16 protein-coding genes are annotated in these 18,436 nt (G+C 70.8%); 9 read left to right on the top strand and 7 right to left on the bottom strand.

Annotated features, from left to right (window positions below):
- Nucleotides 1–9 precede the first annotated feature (9 nt).
- Together ACFQUV_RS02670 and ACFQUV_RS02665 are read right to left on the bottom strand one after the other, a co-directional pair.
- A complete protein-coding gene (locus ACFQUV_RS02670; RefSeq protein WP_111384258.1) occupies nt 10–303 on the bottom strand; it encodes a FeoA family protein in 294 nt (97 codons plus the stop codon).
- Nucleotides 304–494: 191 nt separating this feature from the next.
- Nucleotides 495–2,225: a cation:proton antiporter gene (locus ACFQUV_RS02665; protein WP_111384247.1), complete on the bottom strand. Its 1,731-nt coding sequence runs from the start codon at nt 2,223–2,225 to the stop codon at nt 495–497.
- Nucleotides 2,226–2,809: 584 nt separating this feature from the next.
- On the opposite strand from ACFQUV_RS02665, the gene ACFQUV_RS02660 reads away from it, so the two are divergent.
- The 5 genes from ACFQUV_RS02660 to ACFQUV_RS02640 all read left to right on the top strand — a co-directional run bounded on the left by ACFQUV_RS02660 (nt 2,810) and on the right by ACFQUV_RS02640 (nt 7,557).
- Nucleotides 2,810–4,225, top strand: a complete 1,416-nt coding sequence (locus ACFQUV_RS02660; protein WP_129611075.1) for a CmpA/NrtA family ABC transporter substrate-binding protein — start codon at nt 2,810–2,812, stop codon at nt 4,223–4,225.
- A gap of 119 nt (nt 4,226–4,344) precedes the next feature.
- Complete coding sequence (gene ntrB / locus ACFQUV_RS02655; protein ID WP_129611076.1) at nt 4,345–5,184, top strand: nitrate ABC transporter permease; 840 nt, start codon at nt 4,345–4,347, stop codon at nt 5,182–5,184.
- Nucleotides 5,185–5,326: 142 nt separating this feature from the next.
- The gene (locus ACFQUV_RS02650; RefSeq protein WP_129611077.1) at nt 5,327–6,256 is read left to right on the top strand and encodes an ABC transporter ATP-binding protein; all 930 of its coding nucleotides are present in this window, start codon (nt 5,327–5,329) and stop codon (nt 6,254–6,256) included.
- A gap of 72 nt (nt 6,257–6,328) precedes the next feature.
- Entirely contained in the window at nt 6,329–6,817 is a 489-nt protein-coding gene (gene cynS / locus ACFQUV_RS02645) for a cyanase (RefSeq protein ID WP_111384243.1), read from the top strand.
- 362 nt (nt 6,818–7,179) lie between these two features.
- On the top strand, nt 7,180–7,557 hold the full coding sequence (locus ACFQUV_RS02640) for a VOC family protein (protein ID WP_129611078.1): 378 nt from the start codon (nt 7,180–7,182) through the stop codon (nt 7,555–7,557).
- Between the two features lie 34 nt (nt 7,558–7,591).
- Here the strand turns inward: ACFQUV_RS02640 and ACFQUV_RS02635 are convergent, their stop codons facing one another.
- Nucleotides 7,592–9,700 carry a sigma-54-dependent Fis family transcriptional regulator gene (locus tag ACFQUV_RS02635; protein WP_244601726.1) on the bottom strand — a complete coding sequence of 703 codons (2,109 nt, stop codon included), beginning with the start codon at nt 9,698–9,700 and terminating at the stop codon, nt 7,592–7,594.
- A gap of 376 nt (nt 9,701–10,076) precedes the next feature.
- On the opposite strand from ACFQUV_RS02635, the gene adh reads away from it, so the two are divergent.
- Together adh and ACFQUV_RS02625 are read left to right on the top strand one after the other, a co-directional pair.
- Nucleotides 10,077–11,588, top strand: a complete 1,512-nt coding sequence (gene adh, locus ACFQUV_RS02630; protein WP_371851738.1) for an aldehyde dehydrogenase — start codon at nt 10,077–10,079, stop codon at nt 11,586–11,588.
- 169 nt (nt 11,589–11,757) lie between these two features.
- Complete coding sequence (locus ACFQUV_RS02625) at nt 11,758–12,786, top strand: zinc-dependent alcohol dehydrogenase (RefSeq protein WP_129611081.1); 1,029 nt, start codon at nt 11,758–11,760, stop codon at nt 12,784–12,786.
- 111 nt (nt 12,787–12,897) lie between these two features.
- On the opposite strand, the gene ACFQUV_RS02620 is transcribed toward ACFQUV_RS02625, so the two are convergent.
- The 3 genes from ACFQUV_RS02620 to ACFQUV_RS02610 form a co-directional block, all read right to left on the bottom strand.
- Entirely contained in the window at nt 12,898–14,109 is a 1,212-nt protein-coding gene (locus ACFQUV_RS02620) for an extensin family protein (RefSeq protein WP_165364153.1), read from the bottom strand.
- A 50-nt stretch (nt 14,110–14,159) separates the two neighbouring features.
- Nucleotides 14,160–14,948 (bottom strand): ABC transporter permease, encoded by a 789-nt coding sequence (locus tag ACFQUV_RS02615; protein ID WP_111388016.1) that lies wholly within the window; start codon nt 14,946–14,948, stop codon nt 14,160–14,162.
- Nucleotides 14,949–15,087: 139 nt separating this feature from the next.
- On the bottom strand, nt 15,088–15,879 hold the full coding sequence (locus tag ACFQUV_RS02610; RefSeq protein ID WP_371851739.1) for an ABC transporter ATP-binding protein: 792 nt from the start codon (nt 15,877–15,879) through the stop codon (nt 15,088–15,090).
- A gap of 352 nt (nt 15,880–16,231) precedes the next feature.
- Between ACFQUV_RS02610 and ACFQUV_RS02605 the strand changes: the two genes are divergently transcribed.
- Both ACFQUV_RS02605 and ACFQUV_RS02600 read left to right on the top strand, forming a co-directional pair.
- Nucleotides 16,232–17,149, top strand: coding sequence for an MBL fold metallo-hydrolase (locus ACFQUV_RS02605; protein ID WP_378394097.1), 918 nt, complete (start codon nt 16,232–16,234; stop codon nt 17,147–17,149).
- 96 nt (nt 17,150–17,245) lie between these two features.
- Entirely contained in the window at nt 17,246–17,872 is a 627-nt protein-coding gene (locus tag ACFQUV_RS02600) for a sigma-70 family RNA polymerase sigma factor (RefSeq protein WP_111388018.1), read from the top strand.
- A 21-nt stretch (nt 17,873–17,893) separates the two neighbouring features.
- On the opposite strand, the gene ACFQUV_RS02595 is transcribed toward ACFQUV_RS02600, so the two are convergent.
- Nucleotides 17,894–18,349 (bottom strand): hypothetical protein, encoded by a 456-nt coding sequence (locus tag ACFQUV_RS02595; protein ID WP_129610095.1) that lies wholly within the window; start codon nt 18,347–18,349, stop codon nt 17,894–17,896.
- Between the last annotated feature and the right edge of the window lie 87 nt (nt 18,350–18,436).

The raw sequence follows: 18,436 nt of genomic DNA, 5'->3' as shown, positions 1-18,436 counted from the left end.
ACGACCCGGTCAGCTCACCAGGATGGCCATCGCCTCGCGCCGGCGCAGCGCGATGGTGGCGCCGTCGACCCGCACCGCGATGGGATCGTGACCGAAGGCACCTTCGTGCAGGATCTCGACCCGGGCGCCCTCGACGAAGCCGAGCTCGACCAGCCGGCTCTCCAGCTCGGCCGGCGACAGGCTGGTCGCATGCCCGTGCGGCGCGATCGCCGCGATCTGGCCCCGGAAGCCGCGCCGCGCCTGCCCCAGCCGCACCGAGGACGGCGCCCCGCACAGCTCGTCGATTGCGAACTCGGAGAGCATACGGGCCATGGCGACGCCTCGAAGGGTCCTGCGCAAATGCGAACGACTGTCAGATCGTGCCCTTGCTTGTCCGGGACGGAGCCTCGGGAGTCAAGTCAAAATGATCGTCAAGTCAGCAACTTAGAAAATTTACAGAGTAACCGGCGAAGACTTCGTCGTTTGTCGTACGCAGAATCCCGGAGGTATGGAGGTCAGGCCGCACTGGCGACGGGGCGCTTGCGGGCCCGTAGCCGGTTGACCGTCTCCTGGGCGTCCTCGGCCGACACGCCGAGCCGCTGGAGGGCGAAGTCCGACATGCCGAAGGCGATCTCGCGCTCGCCCATCACGGCGAGGCCGACCCCGAGATCGGCGAGATAGTGGGCTTCGGCATCCGAATGGGTGCGCACCGCGGTCTCGATCTTGGGGTTGAGGGTGCGGGCGAGCGAGATGACCCGGCGGGCCTGGAAGGCGTCCGGCAGCGCCACCACGATCAGGCGGGCCGCCTGCGGCAGGGCCGCGGCCAGCACCTCCTCGCGGGTGGCATCGCCGTAGACGACATGGCCGCCGCGCTCGCGCAGCCGCTCGGCGAGGCGGCGGTCGGCCTCCACCACCACATAGGGCAGGCCATGGCGGGCGAGCGCGGTCGCCACCGTGGCGCCGACGCGGCCGTGGCCGATCAGGATGGCGTGGTTGCTCACCCGCGGCGCCCGGTGGGGCAGCGGCGGCCCGCCGCGACCGCGCCAGCGCTCCACCATCGGCAGATGGCCGAGCCAGACTGCCAGACGCGCGAGCAGCGGGAACACCAGCGGGTTGACGATGATGGCGATCAGCGCGGCGGCCAGCACCAGGTCGCGGCCGGAGGTCGGCAACATCCCGCGCCGCACCGCGAGATCGGTGAGGATGAAGGAGAACTCGCCGATCTGCGCGAAGGTCGCCCCGACCACCCCGGCGGTCTCGGGCGAGGCGCGCAGGCCGAGCAGGATCAGGAGCGTCGCCAACCCGGTGCCGACCACGATGGCGACCACCACGGCGGCGATCTCCAGCGGCATGCGGACGAGCGTCGTGGGATCGAACAGCATCCCGGCGGAGACGAAGAACAGCACCGCGAAGACGTGCTGCATCGGCATCGCCTCGGCGGCGGCGTGATGGTTGAGGTCGCTCTCGCCGAGCACGACGCCGGCGAAGAAGGCGGCGAGCGCCAGCGAGATGCCGAACAGCAGCGACGACCCGTAGGCGACCCCGAGCGCCACCACGGCGACCGCCAGCGTGAACAGCTCGCGCGAGCCGAGCCGCGCCACATAACCGAGCAGCGACGGAATGGCACGCCGGCCGACCAGCAGGATGATGGCGACGAAGCCGACGAGCTGGAGCACGGCGCGGCCGAGCTGGGTGGCGAAATCGGCCGCCGACGCGGCGCCGGTGCCGAGCGCCGGGATCAGCACCAGCGCCAGGATGACCACCAGGTCCTGCACCACCAGCCAGCCGAGCGCGATGCGGCCGGCCGGCGCGGTGAGCTGGCCGCGCTCCTCGAGCGCCCGGGTCGCCACCGCGGTCGACGCGATGGCGAGCGACAAGCCCACGATGGTGGCGGCGACCGGATCGAGCCCCAGCACCACCTGGCCGACCGTGAGGCCGATCGCGGTGGTGACGGCGATCTGGAGGAGCGCGCCCGGCACGGCGACCCGCCGCACCGCCAGGAGATCGGTGAACGAGAAGTGAAGGCCGACCCCAAACAGGAGCAGCGCGACGCCGATCTCGGCGAGCTCGTTGGCGATCGTCTGGTCGGCGATGAAGCCGGGCGTGAACGGGCCGACCACGATCCCGGCGCCGAGATAGCCGAGGATCGGCGGCAGCCGCACGGCGCGGGCCAGCACGCCGCCCGCGAACGCGATGGTGAGGCTGACCACGAGGGTCGGCAGCAGTCCCAAGCCTTGCGCGTCCATACGCCTCCTGCTGGCGCCGATCGGCGCTTCTCGCGGCAGTCCCGACGCGCCCGTCCCGGCAGCGCCGGACGGCCCGCGCGTCGACCCACAATAAGGCGGAATCGCCGCGTGCCACGGCCGTCATCCGTTTTTTTGCAGCACGGCATTCCGTCGCGAACCGCGGCGTTCTGCCGCTGCCGGGCTGTCGAGCCGCTGCGGCCCGGCATCCCCTCCGGGACACTACGAAGGGAACAAAGCACGGAAATCGCTCAGGGAACTTCGTTCGCGCTTCGTTGCATCCCGGCGTGCCGTCGCGCTCCGCGCCGCTACCACCTCGGCATGCTGCCGTCGCCGCCTAAAGTTGCAGGATCGGCGCGACACGCTCCATGACGAGCACGACGGCGGCCGTGCTTGCACGTGGAAGCAGCAGACCTATACATGGAATCTGCTCAATGCCGAGGCAGACAGCAGCCCTGCCCGGATTCTATGCATTGCATACAGTCCGACCGCCGCAGGACCGCCGATTCCGGCACCGCGGCCCTGGCACATGGATTGCAAATTTCTGCTCCGACCCACCGACCCGGGGTGACGAGACGGAGCCCGCCATGTCCCTGTTCGACGATCCCTTCCGCAGCGACCGCCGACTATCGGCGGGCTGCACCTGCGGCCGCCATGCGAGCCAGGCCGAGCACGACACCGCTGCACACAACTCCACTATGCGGGCCGAGGTGGTAGGCGTGGCGCCCCACGCGGCCCTGCCGGCCAGTGAGGAGGACCGCTACACCGGCGTCGTCGCCTCGGCGGTGATGCGGGCGATGTTCCCGCAGGATGCGGCGCGTCGCACCTTCCTGAAATCCGTCGGCGCCTCGACGGCACTCGCGGCGCTCGCCCAGGTGTTCCCGCTCGGCACCGCGACCGAGCTGTTCGCCCAAGGCGCCGGCGCCATCGAGAAGAAGAGCCTCAAGGTCGGCTTCATCCCGATCACCTGCGCGACGCCGATCATCATGGCGCACCCGATGGGCTTCTACGCCAAGCACGGGCTCGACGTGGAGGTGGTGAAGACCGCCGGCTGGGCGGTGATCCGCGACAAGACGCTGAACAAGGAGTACGACGCCGCCCACATGCTGTCGCCGATGCCGCTCGCCATCACGGTGGGGGCCGGCGCGAGCCCGCTCCCCTACACGGCGCCGGCGATCGAGAACATCAACGGCCAGGCCATCACCCTGGCCATGAAGCACAAGGACCGGCGCGACCCGAAGTCGTGGAAAGGCTTCAAGTTCGCGGTGCCGTTCGACTACTCGATGCACAACTATCTGCTGCGCTACTACGTGGCGGAGCACGGCCTCGATCCCGACACCGACATCCAGATCCGCGCCGTGCCGCCGCCCGAGATGGTGGCCAATCTGCGCGCCGACAACATCGACGGCTTCCTCGCTCCCGATCCGGTCAACCAGCGCGCCGTCTACGACGGCGTCGGCTTCATCCACCTGCTCTCCAAGGAGCTGTGGGACGGCCACCCGTGCTGCGCCTTCGCGGCCTCGAAGGAGTTCGTCACCTCCGCCCCCAACACCTATGCGGCGCTGCTCAAGGCGATCATCGACGCCACCGCCTATGCCACCAAGGCGGAGAACCGCAAGGAGATCGCCGCCGCCATCGCGCCCGCCAACTATCTCAACCAGCCCGTCACGGTGGTCGAGCAGGTGCTGACCGGCACCTATGCGGACGGCCTCGGCAGCGTGAGGAAGGACCCGGACCGCATCGCCTTCGATCCGTTCCCGTGGGAATCGTTCGGCGTGTGGATTCTCACGCAAATGAAGCGCTGGGGGCAGATCAAGGGCGACGTCGATTATGCCGGCGTCGCCCGCCAGGTGTTCCTCGCCACCGACACGGCGCGGCTGATGAAGGAGGTCGGCCTGACCCCGCCCGAGGCGAGCACCAAGAGCCTCGTGGTGATGGGCAAGACCTTCGATCCGGCCAAGCCCGACGAGTATGTCGCCAGCTTCGCGATCAGGCGCGCGTGAGGCGCGCTCGATCTCGTGCGCGAACTCGTGCGCGACAAGCAAAGCGCCGAGTCACCTCTCCCCGCGTGCGGGGAGAGGTGACGAGGAACAACGTTCGACCTGATCACTCCGGAGCCACGATGACCCGCTCCCTCACGTTCCGTGCCGCCGTGGTGTCGCTCGCCCTGCTGGCGGCCTTCCTGCTCGCCTGGCACCTCGCCACCCGCGGCGGCGGGCCGACCGCCGCCATGGACCCCGAGTACGCCAAGCTGATGGGCGCCACCGCGACGCAAGGCAAGTCCGCGATGCCGGGGCCGCTCGACGTCGCCGCCACCGTCTGGAGTCATCTCAAGGACCCGTTCTACGATCGCGGCACCAACGACAAGGGCCTCGGCATCCAGCTCGGCTGGTCGATCGCCCGCGTCGCCGCCGGCTATCTGCTCGCCGTCCTGGTGGCGATCCCGATCGGCGTGCTGATCGGCATGTCGCCGCTGATGAGCCGCGCCCTCGATCCGTTCGTCCAGGTGCTCAAGCCAATCTCGCCGCTCGCCTGGATGCCGCTCGCGCTCTACACCATCAAGGACTCCGGCCTCTCCGCCGTGTTCGTCATCTTCATCTGCTCGCTGTGGCCGATGCTCGCGAACACCGCGTTCGGCATCGCGTCGGTGCGGCGCGAATGGATCAACGTCGCCCGCACCTTGGAGGTCGGCACGCTGCGGCGGATCTTCACGGTGCTGCTGCCGGCGGCGGCGCCCACCATCTTAACCGGCATGCGCATCTCCATCGGCATCGCCTGGCTCGTCATCGTGGCGGCCGAGATGCTCGTCGGCGGCACCGGCATCGGCTACTTCGTCTGGAACGAGTGGAACAACCTGTCGATCACCAACGTGATCACCGCCATTCTGGTGATCGGCGTGGTCGGCATGATCCTCGATCAGCTCCTCGCGCGGCTCACCCGCGCCGTCACCTTCCCGGAGTGAGTGGAATGAGGCTCAGCAATCCTGCTTTTGCACGTCATGGCCGGGCTCGTCCCGGCCATCCACGCCTTCCTTTCGGCACCCGCAGCAAGACGTGGATGCCCGCGACGAGCGCGGGCATGACGGCAGAGAATTCAGCCAGCTCATGACCCAGAAATTCATCTCCATCGAAGGCATCGCCAAGCGGTTCCCGGCGGCGGGCGGCGGCACCACCACGGTGTTCGAGGATCTGTGGCTCGCCATGGAGCGCGGCACCTTCACCTGCGTGATCGGCCACTCCGGCTGCGGCAAGACCACGGTGCTCAACGTGCTGGCCGGGCTAGACACCCCGAGCGACGGCACCGTCATCGTCGACAATCAGGCGATCGAAGGCCCCAGCCTCGATCGTGCGGTGATCTTCCAGAGCCATGCGCTGCTGCCCTGGCGCACCGTGCTCGGCAACGTCGCCTTCGCGGTGTCGTCGAAATGGCGACGCTGGTCGCGCCTCGAGGTGGAGGAGCACGCGCGCCGCTTCATCGCGCTGGTCGGGCTCGCGGGCGCCGAGCACAAACGGCCGGCCGAGCTGTCCGGCGGCATGAAGCAGCGGGTCGGCATCGCCCGGGCGCTGTCGATCGAGCCGAAGATCCTGCTGATGGACGAGCCGTTCTCGGCCCTCGACGCGCTCACCCGCGGCACCCTCCAGGACGAGGTGCGTCGCATCTGCCGCGAGACCGGCCAGACCGTGGTCATGATCACCCACGATGTCGACGAGGCGATCTACCTGGCCGATCGCATCGTGCTGATGACCAACGGCCCGCAGGCGGTGCTGGCCGAGATCGTCGAGAACCCGCTGCCGGCCGATCGCAAGCGCCACGATGTCCATAAGCATCCGCTCTACTACGCGGTGCGTAATCATGTCGTCGACTTCCTGGTGTCGCGCAGCAAGAGCTTCGGCGACGCCGACAAGGCGGCGCTCGACCGCCGCCGGCCGCCGGTGGTGCGGCCCGGCGCGCCGGAGCCGGTGATGCTCGGCGACGCGCACCCCGTTCCGCCACGGTCGGACATCGCCCGGCCCCCCGTCTCGCAAGCCGGCTGACGGCGTCGCACGCCGCCTCCCGGAGGCGCACCGCAACCATCGTTTCGAACCATCGCATCGAAGGAGATCCTCATGATCCGCGCCGACCTCACCGAGAAGATTCTCGACATCAAGCGCGAGAAGGGCTGGACCTGGAAGCATATCTGCGACGCGATCGGCGGCTTCTCGCCGGTGCTGATCGTCGGCGCGCTGCTCGGCCAGATGAAGCTGACCAAGCCGCAGGCCGAAAAGGCCGGCGCGCTGTTCGGCCTGTCGGCGGCCGAGACTGCCATGCTCAACGAGGTGCCGATGCGCGGCGCCGACGCCGTGATGCCGCCGACCGATCCGCTGATCTACCGCTTCTACGAGCTGGTGATGATCAACGGCCCGGCCTGGAAGGCGCTGATCGAGGAGGAGTTCGGCGACGGCATCATGTCGGCGATCGACTTCGACATGCAGATGGAGCGCCTGCCCGATCCGCGTGGCGACCGGGTGAAGATCACCATGTCGGGCAAGTTCCTGCCGTTCAAGTATTACGGAGCCACCGGCAACACCCCGGCCTACGGCTACAAGGAGGAGTGATCCTGTTTCCGGGTGATCAGTTCGCCGTCGTTCCGGGGCGCGGCACCCGGATCGGCGCTTTGCGCCATCCGGTGCCGCGAACCCGGAACCCAGCGAGACACGTCATCCCGCGGCAAACTCTGGACTCTCGGCTGGATTCCGGACAGCCGCTTCGCGGCTTCCGGAATGACCACCGCATTGATCCGCCGGATCTCGTCTGACGCCCTGTGCGGTCGGCTGCTCGCTCCGCGAGGGCGCCGGCGACCGATCGCGGCCCGCGGCACGGTTCCGGGCTGCCGCTGCGGCATCGGGGCGCAGCCCGGTGGCCACGATGCAACCGTGTCCGCGTGACGCGCCTTCTCTCCGGTGGAGAGGAGGCCGTCATGATCCATCACGTCTCGTTCGGCACCACCGACATCGCCCGCGCCCGCGCCTTCTACGATCCGGTGCTGGCGGTGCTCGGTCTGCGGCTGGTCTACGCCGACGAGCATTCGATCGGCTACGGCAGCGGCGACACCGTGTTCAGCCTGGAGGTGCCGGTCGACGGCCGGCCCGCGACGCCCGGCAACGGCGTCCATGTCGCCTTCCCGGCGCGGGACCGCGCCATGGTGGATCAGTTCCACGCGGAGGCGGTGGCGCGCGGCGGCCGTGACGACGGACCGCCGGGCCTGCGCCCGCAATACGACGCCCATTACTACGGCGCCTTCGTGCGCGATCCCGACGGCAACAAGATCGAGGCCGTCACCTTCGCGGCGCGATGACGGCCACAGCGCGGCGGCGCGACCACCTCCCAGGTCAGGCGCGGCCGGGCCGGCCGCGGTCGTCGCGCCGCAGCCGCCGATAATAGGTGCTGCGATCGATGCCGAGCCGGCGGGCGGCGCGCGAGACATTGCCACCGCTCTCCTCCAGCGCCCGGTGCATCGCCCGGCGCATCTGGTCGGCGAGCCCGCCGCTCTGGGGGTCGGCCTCGCCGTCGCCGGTCGGTCGCGGGGCCGGCACGCTGTCGTGCGGCGGCTCTGGGGCGGCGAACGCGGTGAGGGTGGACGGCGCAGCAGCTCCGGCCGCGGTCGCCCGCAGATCGGCGGGCAGCAGGTCCGGCATCACCACACCGTCGGCGTCGCTCAGCACCATCAGGGTGCGCAGCACGCAGACGAGCTGGCGGAAATTACCCGGCCACTCGTAGGCGGCGAGAAGCCGCTCGGTCTCCGGCGCGAGAACGAGGCCGGCATCGTCACCACCGAGCCGCCGCCACAGCGTGCGCACCAAGCTGCGCCGATCGGGGTGGCGGCGCACCGGCGGCTGCTCCACCACGTATTGCGCGATCCGGAAGTAGAGATCCTGGCGAAACTCGCCGGCGGCCAGCAGCGCCCCGAGTGGCTGGTGCGTCGCACAGATCAGCGCGAAGTCGACCGGCACCGGCCGGCCACCGCCGAGCGGCGACACCTCCTTGTCCTGGAGCACCCGCAGCAGGCGGCTCTGCATGACGAGCGGCATGTCGCCGATCTCGTCGAGGAAGAGAATGCCGCCGTCGGCCCGCCGCAGCAGCCCCTTGGCGCCGTCGCGACGCGCGCCCGTGAAGGCCCCCGCCTCGTAGCCGAACAGCTCGGCTTCGATCAGCCCCTCCGGCAGCGCCGCGCAATTGACGGCGACGAACGGTTTGCCGCTGCGCCCGCTCTCGGCGTGGACGCGGCGCGCGAACACCTCCTTGCCCGAGCCGGTCTCGCCGAGCAGCAGAACCGGAATGCCGGCATCGACCAGCCGCACCGTGCGGGCGAGCGCGGCCCGCATCTCGTCCCCCAGAACCGGCTCGACCACCCGCCCCGCCGAGGGATCGACGGCGCGACGGTGCGGCACCGACGCCGCCGCCGACGCCATCGTGGTCGCCGTCGTCACCGCGTCGCCGGCGCGACCGTGACGCCGCGCGGGCGCCGCACTCGCTTCCTGAGCCGTTTCCCCGGCCACCACCGTGTCCCGTCGGGCGGCGCGGCCGACGGGACGTCGGTGCGGCGGCGACACCCGTCCGAACAGCACCGAGCCGTCGATGCCCCGCAATCGCCGCGGGCCATCGTCGGACGATGCCGCAGGGTCCGGTGTCCCTCCTGTCAGATCGTCGAGGCAGAGCCGGTCGAGCGCCGCCCAATCATGCCCGACCAGCGCGAGGCCGGTGCGATCGGCCGCCACCAGGCAGCCGTCGTCGAACACCAGGATGCCTTCGTGCACGGTGCCGATGAGCGCGGCATCGCGATGCAGGCGCAGCACGGTGCAATGCGCGAAACCGTCGGCGAAGAAGCGGTGCTCGATCTGGCGAGCCACCAGCCGCACCAGGGCGAGCGCGTGGCGATGGCGATCCGTCGCCGGGCCGGAGAGGTCGAGTACGCCGGCGAGCCGGCCGCGCGGATCGACGAGCGGTGCCGCCGCACAAGCCAGGATGCGGTGATGATCGAACCAGTGCTCGCGGCCGTGCACCGCCACCGGCCGACGCTCCACCAGGGCGGTGCCGATCGCGTTGGTGCCGGTCGCGGTCTCGCTCCACGACACCCCGGGGCGAAGATCGACGCGCGCCGCACGACCGGCGAAGCTGGGGTCTCCCACCAGATCCAGCACCGTGCCGTCCGGCCCGGTGAGGATGACGACACTGCCGCAGCGGCGCGCGTCGCCGTACAGCACCTCCAGCTCGGGCCGCGACAGGCGGCGGAGCCGCTCGTGCTGCCCGTGCAGATGGCGAAGCTCGGCGGCGCCGGGCGGATCGACCACCGGGCGGCGGCAGGCGTCGAGGCCGTGCCGAACGCAGCGCTGCCACGACCGCAGGATCGAGGCAGCCAGTACGCCGTGCGGCACCCGCCCTTCGTTCAAGAAGCGGCGGCGCGCCACGTCCACGGCATCTTGCGTCGATGCGCTCGGCACCGATGCATCTGACACCGATGCATCTGACACCGATGCGTGTGGCACCGATGCGTCCGACATAGGCGTCTCCCGGAGGTGTTGGATTCTGCAACACTGTCGCGCCGACACCTGTTGCGTCCAACTTTCACGAGTATCGCATGCAGGCGCGAGCACTGTCCATAGAGCGCCCGGTCCGGCCCTGCGACCCGACGTGATTTGCTCCGACTTTCAGACCTCTGCGGCCCTGCGACCGAATCGACATGCGACATGCGGACCACCATCGGGGCACTTGGCACGTCCTCTGCTGATGGTGGCGGCACCGTCGATGCGGGCCTCGCATCGGCGCGTGGACGTCGACGGAGCTGATTTCCGTCAAAGGGAGGAAACGATGAACAGAATGGTCATGCGGGAGTTCGAGACCGCAACGATCTTCAAGCCACGCTACGGCAACTTCATCGGCGGCCGCTGGGTCGATCCGGTGGCCGGGCGATATTTCGATGTCATCACGCCGATCACCGGCGCCAAGCTCACCGAGGTGGCGCGCTCGCAGGCGGAGGACGTCGAGCTCGCCCTCGATGCCGCCCATGCGGCGCGCGAGGCGTGGGGCCACACGAGCGCCACCGAACGCGCGCTGCTGCTGAACCGGATCGCCAACCGGATGGAGGAGAATCTCGACCGCCTCGCCACCGCCGAGACATGGGACAACGGCAAGCCGATCCGCGAGACGCGGCTCGCCGATCTGCCGCTCGCCATCGATCACTTCCGCTACTTCGCCGGGGCGCTGCGCGCCCAAGAGGGCTCGATCTCCGAGATCGACCGCGACACAGTGGCGTTCCATTTCCACGAGCCGCTCGGCGTCGTCGGGCAGATCATCCCGTGGAACTTCCCGCTGCTGATGGCGACCTGGAAGCTGGCGCCGGCGCTCGCCGCCGGCAATTGCGTGGTGCTCAAGCCGGCCGAGCAGACGCCCGCCTCGATCCTGGTCTGGGCCGAGCTGGTGGCGGACCTGCTGCCGCCCGGTGTTCTCAACATCGTCAACGGGTTCGGCCTCGAGGCCGGCAAGCCGCTGGCGTCGAGCCCGCGCATCGCCAAGATCGCCTTCACGGGCGAGACCAGCACCGGGCGGCTGGTGATGGAGTATGCGAGCCGCAATCTCGTCCCGGTGACGCTGGAGCTCGGCGGCAAGTCGCCCAACATCTTCTTCGCCGACGTGGCGGCCGCCGACGACGCCTTCTTCGACAAGGCCGTCGAAGGCTTCGTGATGTTCGCGCTCAACCAGGGCGAGGTGTGCACCTGCCCGAGCCGGGCGCTGGTGCAGACGTCGATCTACGACCGCTTCATGGAGCGGGCGCTCGCCCGCGTCGCCGCCATCCGCCAGGGTGATCCGCTCGATCCCGCCACCATGATCGGCGCCCAGTCGTCCCAGGAGCAGCTCGACAAGATTCTCTCCTACATCGAGATTGGTCGCCAGGAGGGCGCCGAGGTGCTGGCCGGCGGCACCCGCGCCACGCTGCCGGGGCCGCTCGCCGGCGGCTACTACGTCACCCCCACGGTGTTCCGCGGGCACAATTCCATGCGGGTGTTCCAGGAGGAGATCTTCGGCCCGGTGGTGTCGGTGACCACCTTCGAGGACGAGGCCGATGCCCTCGCCATCGCCAACGACACCCGTTACGGGCTCGGCGCCGGCGTGTGGACCCGCGACGGCACCCGCGCCTACCGCTTCGGTCGCGGCATCGCGGCTGGGCGCGTGTGGGTCAACTGCTATCACGCCTATCCGGCGCACGCGGCGTTCGGCGGCTACAAGCAGTCGGGCATCGGGCGCGAGACCCACAAGATGATGCTCGACCACTATCAGCAGACCAAGAACGTGCTGGTGAGCTACAGCCGCGACGCGGTCGGCTTCTTCTGACTATCGGCGACGGTCGGCGCGGCCGCCGCGCGGCGGCACCGCGACCGGCGCGTCCCGACCCGACCCAGAGCATCGCGGCGCCGCCCTTCGGCGCCGTGCCGAAACCCGTGTCATTTGCCGCGCCGTGCTCGCCATCGCCGCGACCGGCGCCTCGATCGGAGCTCGTCCCATGTCCAAGACCATGCGCGCCGCCGTCGTCCGCACCCTCGGCCAGCCGCTCGTCTGCGAGGAGATCCCGGTGCCGGAGCCGGGTCCCGGGCAGATCCAGGTGAAGATCGCCGCCTCCGGGGTCTGCCACACCGATCTGCACGCCGCCGAAGGCGACTGGCCGATCAAGCCGAATCCGCCCTTCGTGCCCGGCCACGAGGGGGTCGGCTACGTGTCGGGGGTCGGCGCCGGCGTCAAGACCGTGAAGGAAGGCGACCGCGTCGGGGTGCCGTGGCTGCATTCCGCCTGCGGCCACTGCCTGCACTGCCTGTCGAGCTGGGAGACGCTGTGCGAGCAGCAGGTCAACACCGGCTATGGCGTCAACGGCGGCTTCGCCGAGTATGTGGTGGCCGATCCCGATTTCGTCGGCCGGCTGCCCGCTCAGGTCGACTTCGTCGAGATCGCCCCGGTGCTGTGCGCCGGCGTCACCGTCTACAAGGGCCTGAAGGTGACCGACACGCGGCCGGGCGACTGGGTGGTGATCTCGGGGGTCGGCGGGCTCGGCCACATGGCGGTGCAGTACGCCGTCGCCATGGGCCTCAACGTCGCCGCCGTCGACATCGCCGACGACAAGCTCGATCTCGCCCGCCGGCTCGGCGCCGAGCTGACCATCAACGCGGCGACCAGCGATCCGGCGGCGGTGATCCGCAAGGAGATCGGCGGCGCCCGCGGCGTGCTGGTCACCGCGGTGGCGCTGAAACCGTTCGAGCAGGCGCTCGGCATGGTGCGCCGCGGCGGCACGGTGGTGCTCAACGGCTTGCCGCCCGGCAGCTTCCCGCTGCCGGTGTTCGACATGGTGCTCAACGGCATCACGGTCCGTGGCTCGATCGTCGGCACCCGCATCGATCTCCAGGAGGCGCTCGACTTCGCCCATGCCGGCAAGGTCAAGGCCACCGTCACTACCGACCGGCTGGAGAACATCAACGGCGTGTTCGACCGCATGCGTCGCGGCGAGATCAACGGCCGCGTGGTGCTCGACCTCGCCGCGTGAGGGCCGACGCGCGGCGCGGTGCAGGCGAGGCACCGCATCGGTGCCTCGCCGACGATCCGGCCGCGACGAGACGGCGCCCGCGTGATCGTCGGAACCGCGCGGTCGTCGGGCTCAGGGCTGATCCGCGGACGGCGCCACCGGCGCCGGCGCCAGCTCCTCGGCCCCGTCCGGCTCCGGGGCCGGTGGCGGGGGCGCCGCGGCCGGCTTGCCGCGCGCCGCCTTGCCGGCTGCGGCCTTGCCGTCGGACTTCTTCCCGTCGGACGTCTTGTCGGCGGACTTTCTATCCTTGGACGTCTTGTCGGCGGGCCGCTTCGGGGTAGCCTTGGTGGGCGGCGGCGCGACCGGCGCGGGCTTCGCCTCGGTGGCGGCGTCCGCAGCGTCGGGCGCCGCGGCCTCGTCCTCCGGCGTCTCCGCGTCGGGCGGATCGCGGGTCTCGCCGGGCGGCTTGGCATCGGGTGGCTTCGCATCGGGCCTTGCCGGCGGCGGCTTGACGGGCTCGCGCACCTCCCACTGGCACAGCCGATAGCCGCCACGCCGCTCGGCGATGTCGAGATGAATGTGGCTCTCGTGATAGCCGTCCGAGCCGGGGCCGAGCACCGTGGTGAAGCGGGCGCAGGACGCCTGCGCCACCGCGGTGCGGAACGCCTTGTCGGCGGCCGGATCGGTGAGGCCGACGACGCGACCGTCGGCGAGCGTTACGGCACGCAGGTCGACGGCATTGCCGCGGCCATGCTCGCTCATCTTGGCGCCGGCGATCCGATTGCGCGGGCGGCACTCGTAGGAGGTGTCGACGGTGAGGCTGGCCGGGCGCGTGCCCCGCACCCGGGCGGCGGCCGCCACGTCCTCCCGCACCCAGCCGACGATCGCCTCGGCGAGCGCGCAGCGGATGGTGGCGGCGGGCTGAAGCGCCACCCGCTCGCCGCCGGCGAGGCGCAGCGCCGTGAAGCGCACGAGATCGTGCGCCTCGCAGGCCGGATTGCCGACCGCCGGAGCCTCCGGGGTCAGCTCGGCGACGGCGGCGAGACGATCGAGGCAGGCGGCGTATCGTTCCATCACGGCGGGATCGGGGGCCGCCGGCTCGGTGCCCGGCCGCGGGCGCGGCAGCGGCACGTCGGCGAGCACCGGCGGCTCGGCGGCGATGCCCGGCCCGAGCGGCCGCGCCAGCACCGGCGCCGAGGCGGGTCGTGGTCGTGGCAGCGGCACCGGCTCGATGCGGGCGGCGCGCGCCGCTCCCGGCGTCGCCTCACGCGCGCTGGCGGGTGCCGGCCCCAGCCAGGCGAGCGCGGCGATCAGCAGCAGCGGCGGCGCGACCCACGATTCCATCAGGTCTCGGCCTCGTGGTGCGAGCATCGACGGGCGGCGCGCGAGCCGTCTCACCCGCGGGTGTCGTGAGAGACCGGGCGCCACACCAGCAGGCGGCGCTCGACCACGCTGACCAGCATGTCGATCAGGATCACGAAGGCGGCCAGCACCGTCATGCCGGCGAACACGCCGGCGACGTCGAACACGCCCTCGGCCTGCTGGATCAGATAGCCGAGCCCGGCTGCCGAGCCGAGATACTCGCCGACGACGGCGCCCACCACCGCGAAGCCGACCGAGGTGTGCAGCGACGAGAACATCCAGGACAGAGCGGAGGGCCAGTAGACGTGCCGCATCAGCTGGCGCTCGCTCATGCCCAGCATGCGGGCGTTGGCGAGCACCGTCGGGCTCACCTCCTTGACGCCCTGATAGACGTTGAAGAACACCACGAAGAAGACGAGCGTGATGCCGAGCGCCACCTTGGACCAGATGCCGAGCCCCAGCCACAGCGCGAAGATCGGCGCCAGCACCACCCGCGGCAGCGCGTTCGCCATCTTGACATAGGGGTCGAACACGGCGGCGACCACCGGCTTCCTGGCGAACCAGAAGCCGACCAGCGCGCCCCCGAGCGAGCCGATCACGAAGGCCAGCACCGACTCGGTCAGCGTGATGCCGAGATGCATCCAGATCGAGCCGTCGGCGAACCACTGGACGATGCGGGCCCCGACATCGGCGGGCCGCGAGAAGAAGAACGGCGGCAGCAGCACGGTGCCGAACACCGGCACGGTGGTGAGCCCATGCCACAGGCCGATCACCGCGACGGCGACGAGGATCTGGAGGGCCAGCAGGGTCAGGCGGGACATTCTCAAGCTCCGTGCGACGGCACGACGTCGTCATGGCCGGGCGCGGCCCGGCCCTCCACGCCTCCGCTGCTGTGTTTCACCTCTCCCCTCTGAAGAGGGCACAGTACGCGCGGCAACTCCGAGTGCATGGGCCGCATGGTCATCCCACCGCCTCCGCCTGGACGTAGCCCTTCATCACCTCGTCGCGCAGCATCGACCAGATCTCGCGGTGGACATCGTGGAACGCCTTGTCGAGCTTGATCTCGGCGATGTCGCGCGGACGAGCGAGCGGAATGGTGAAGTCGCCGATGATGCGGGCCGCCGGCCCCGCCGACATGATGACGACGCGATCGGCGAGCGCGATCGCCTCCTCGAGATCGTGGGTGACGAACATCACCCCCTTGCGGTCGGCGCTCCACAGCTCCAGCAGCAGATTGCCCATGATCTGCCGGGTCTGCGCGTCGAGCGGCCCGAACGGCTCGTCCATCAGCAGGATCTTAGGGTGGCGGATCAGCACCTGGGCGAGGCCGACGCGCTTGCGCTGGCCGCCGGACAGCATGTGCGGGTAGCGATCGCCGAAGCTGCCGAGGCCGACGCGGGCGAGCCACTGCGCCGCCTCATCGCGCGCCTCCCCCCGCGGGGTGCCGGCGATCTCCAGCCCGATGGCGACGTTCTCGATGGCGGTCTTCCACGGGAACAGGGCATCGGCCTGGAACAGGTAGCCGGCCATGCGGTTGAGGCCGGCGAGCGGCGTGCCGAAGATCTCGACGGTGCCGCGGCTCGGGGTCAGCAGGCCGGCGGCGGCGTTGAGCAGGGTCGACTTGCCGCACCCGGTGGGGCCCACGATGGCGACGAACTCGCCATCGGCCACCCGCAGCGTGGCGCCCCGCACGGCGGTGAAGACCGAACGGTCGGCGAGCCGGAAGGCGATGTCGAGGTCGGCGAGATGCACGGCGCAGGGCGGCGCCGGCCCGTTGGCTACGGCCTCTTCCACGACGTCCCGCCCTCCCGCACGCGAATCTACACCGGGCCGCGCGGCCATCCCTGGCGTCGCGTGCCCGAAAGCCCGGTCGGGCTCCCGGTCGCGAATAACGCGCGCCGGCACAAAGGTCCATAGATCGAACGACGATCGCCCCCGCACCGCGGTGCGACTTGGCGACCGCGGCCGGCCGTGGCTTACTGGCGGCAGGCGTATCGCGTTGCTTCCACGCGCCACGCGAGCGGCGGCCGCCCGGCGCAAGCGGCGGACACCCGGCGCGAGCGCCGCGGACGCGGAACGCCGTCGACACAATCGGACGACCGCGATGGCCGACATGCTGGTGCGTTTCTGGGGCGTCCGGGGCAGCGTCACCACCCCGGGGCCGGCGACCGTCCGCTACGGCGGTAACACCGCCTGCGTCGAGGTGCGATGCGGCGGCCGCCTGCTGATCTTCGACGCCGGGTCCGGCCTGCGCCCGCTCGGTCTCGCCCTCGCGGCCCCTGCGTCGAAGGCCGACGGCACGGCGCCGTCTGCCGCGCCGGTGGACGCCGACATCTTCCTGAGCCACTGCCATCTCGATCATGTCTGGGGGCTGCCGTTCTTCCAGCCCGCCTATGCGCCCGGAACGCGGCTGCGGCTGTGGGCCGGCCACCTCATGCCCGACCACACGCTGGCCGAGGCGATCGCCCGCCTGATCGGCCATCCGCTGTTCCCCGGCGGTGGCGACTTCTTTCGCGCCGACATCGCGTTCCGGGATTTCCGCTGCGGCGACACGCTCACCCCCCATGCCGGGATGACGCTGCGCACCGGCCCGCTCCAGCATCCGGGCGGCGGCACCGGATATCGACTCGAGCATGACGGCGTCGCCCTCGCCTATGTGACCGACACCGAGCACCGGCCGGGCGGCTTCGATCCCGTGGTGCTCGACCTCGCGGCCGGCGCCGATCTCCTGATCTACGATTGCACCTACACGGACGCCGAGTATCCGGCTCACGCGGGCCGCGGCCACTCGACCTGGCAGCACGGCGTCCGACTGGCCGAGGCGGCCGGGGCGAAACGGCTGGCGATCTTCCACCACGATCCCTCGCACGACGATCCGATGCTCGATCGCATCGCCCGCGACGCCGAGGCGATGCGGCCCGGCACCCTGGTGGCCGCCGAGGGCCTGACGCTGCGGCTGCCGGCCGCCCCGGCGGCCCGCCCGGCCGAGACGCCCCCGGCCGACCCGCCCCGCCTGGTGTGAGGCCCGCGGCAGCTCCCCGGCGCTTGTGTGATCCGCCTCACATGAAAGCCCGTCGGGCGGGCCTATGGATTCGGCACACAGTTCGTGGAGGTGCCGATGTCCACCACCGTTCTAGCACTGCCGCGGGTGAGCGGGACCGATCGCCGGCCGGCCACGACGAGCGCCAAGGCCCCCACCGACGCCGGCCTCCTGGCCCGCATGGCGGAGGGCGACCGCGCCGCCCTCCAGGCGTTCTACACGCGCCATCACGTCCGGGTGTTCCGCTTCGTGCTGCGCATCCTCGGCGACCGCACCCAGGCCGAGGACGTGATCAGCGAGGTGTTCATCGACGCCTGGCGGCAGGCCGCCCAGTTCGAAGGCCGCTCCGCGGTGTCGACCTGGCTGCTCGCCATCGCGCGCCACAAGGCCTATGCGGTGCTGCGCCGCCGGCCGACCGAGCCGATCGATGACGACCATGCGGGCCGCATCGAGGACACGGCCGAGCGCCCCGACGCCAGCCTGGAGCGGACCGACCGCGCCCAGATCGTCCGGCGCTGCCTGGCCGCGCTGCCGTCCACCCATCGCGAGATCGTCGACCTCGTCTATTACCACGAGAAGTCAGTGGCCGAGGTCGCGGTGGTGTTCGGCATCCCGGAGAATACCGTCAAGACGCGGCTGTTCTACGCCCGCAAGAAGCTCGCCACGCTGCTGCGCGAGGCCGGGGTCGATCGCGACTGGCTGTGACGCGACCGGCCGTGAGCAGCCTCAGCGGCAGTAATCCCAATAGCCGCGCGTCTGGTCTGGATCGCTCCAGTACCAGCACAGGCCGGGGGCCGGCGCGGCGGGCGCCACCCCGATGGCGGCGGCCGTGATCACGGCGCCGAGCGCCACCCCGCCAATGATCCGCCCATAGTAGGGACGCGCCACCCAGGGCCGCACCGGCCGCACCACCACGGCGCCGGGGCGAACCACCGGACCGGGGCGAACCACCGGACCGACCGGCCGCACCACCGTGGTGCGCCGCACTGCGACGCCGCCCCGATAGCCGACGGCACCGCCGCGGACCACGACCGCGCCGCCGCCGCGCCGGACCAGCACGCTCGCCTCGACACCATCCGCAAGCGCCTCGAGGGCCTCGGCCCCACTCCGCAGCGGGGCGGCTTCGGCGGCCGCCAGACCCACGAGGGTGACGGCCAGAAGGGTGGCGAACGGGGTCTTCATGGCGACGGCTCCTGCAAGCCCACACCGCAGGCCGGCGCGGCCACGCTGCGGCGGGACGGGGACAACGGATTCTGCGATTCGAACGTG

Origin of the sequence: Rhodoplanes sp. P11 (assembly GCF_964266735.1) — a bacterium.
Classification (GTDB): domain Bacteria; phylum Pseudomonadota; class Alphaproteobacteria; order Rhizobiales; family Xanthobacteraceae; genus Rhodoplanes; species Rhodoplanes serenus.
The sequence above is the reverse complement of the archived record's forward strand: the minus strand, read 5'-3'. Positions and strand labels throughout refer to the sequence as shown.

What these genes read in the sequence shown, in the direction of transcription:
- ACFQUV_RS02670 (WP_111384258.1), bottom strand. Translation starts at nt 303, where the DNA reads ATGCTCTCCGAGTTCGCAATCGACGAGCTGTGCGGGGCGCCGTCCTCG.
- ACFQUV_RS02665 (WP_111384247.1), bottom strand. Translation starts at nt 2,225, where the DNA reads ATGGACGCGCAAGGCTTGGGACTGCTGCCGACCCTCGTGGTCAGCCTC.
- ACFQUV_RS02660 (WP_129611075.1), top strand. Translation starts at nt 2,810, where the DNA reads ATGTCCCTGTTCGACGATCCCTTCCGCAGCGACCGCCGACTATCGGCG.
- ntrB (WP_129611076.1), top strand. Translation starts at nt 4,345, where the DNA reads ATGACCCGCTCCCTCACGTTCCGTGCCGCCGTGGTGTCGCTCGCCCTG.
- ACFQUV_RS02650 (WP_129611077.1), top strand. Translation starts at nt 5,327, where the DNA reads ATGACCCAGAAATTCATCTCCATCGAAGGCATCGCCAAGCGGTTCCCG.
- cynS (WP_111384243.1), top strand. Translation starts at nt 6,329, where the DNA reads ATGATCCGCGCCGACCTCACCGAGAAGATTCTCGACATCAAGCGCGAG.
- ACFQUV_RS02640 (WP_129611078.1), top strand. Translation starts at nt 7,180, where the DNA reads ATGATCCATCACGTCTCGTTCGGCACCACCGACATCGCCCGCGCCCGC.
- adh (WP_371851738.1), top strand. Translation starts at nt 10,077, where the DNA reads ATGGTCATGCGGGAGTTCGAGACCGCAACGATCTTCAAGCCACGCTAC.
- ACFQUV_RS02625 (WP_129611081.1), top strand. Translation starts at nt 11,758, where the DNA reads ATGTCCAAGACCATGCGCGCCGCCGTCGTCCGCACCCTCGGCCAGCCG.
- ACFQUV_RS02620 (WP_165364153.1), bottom strand. Translation starts at nt 14,109, where the DNA reads ATGGAATCGTGGGTCGCGCCGCCGCTGCTGCTGATCGCCGCGCTCGCC.
- ACFQUV_RS02615 (WP_111388016.1), bottom strand. Translation starts at nt 14,948, where the DNA reads ATGTCCCGCCTGACCCTGCTGGCCCTCCAGATCCTCGTCGCCGTCGCG.
- ACFQUV_RS02605 (WP_378394097.1), top strand. Translation starts at nt 16,232, where the DNA reads ATGGCCGACATGCTGGTGCGTTTCTGGGGCGTCCGGGGCAGCGTCACC.
- ACFQUV_RS02600 (WP_111388018.1), top strand. Translation starts at nt 17,246, where the DNA reads ATGTCCACCACCGTTCTAGCACTGCCGCGGGTGAGCGGGACCGATCGC.
- ACFQUV_RS02595 (WP_129610095.1), bottom strand. Translation starts at nt 18,349, where the DNA reads ATGAAGACCCCGTTCGCCACCCTTCTGGCCGTCACCCTCGTGGGTCTG.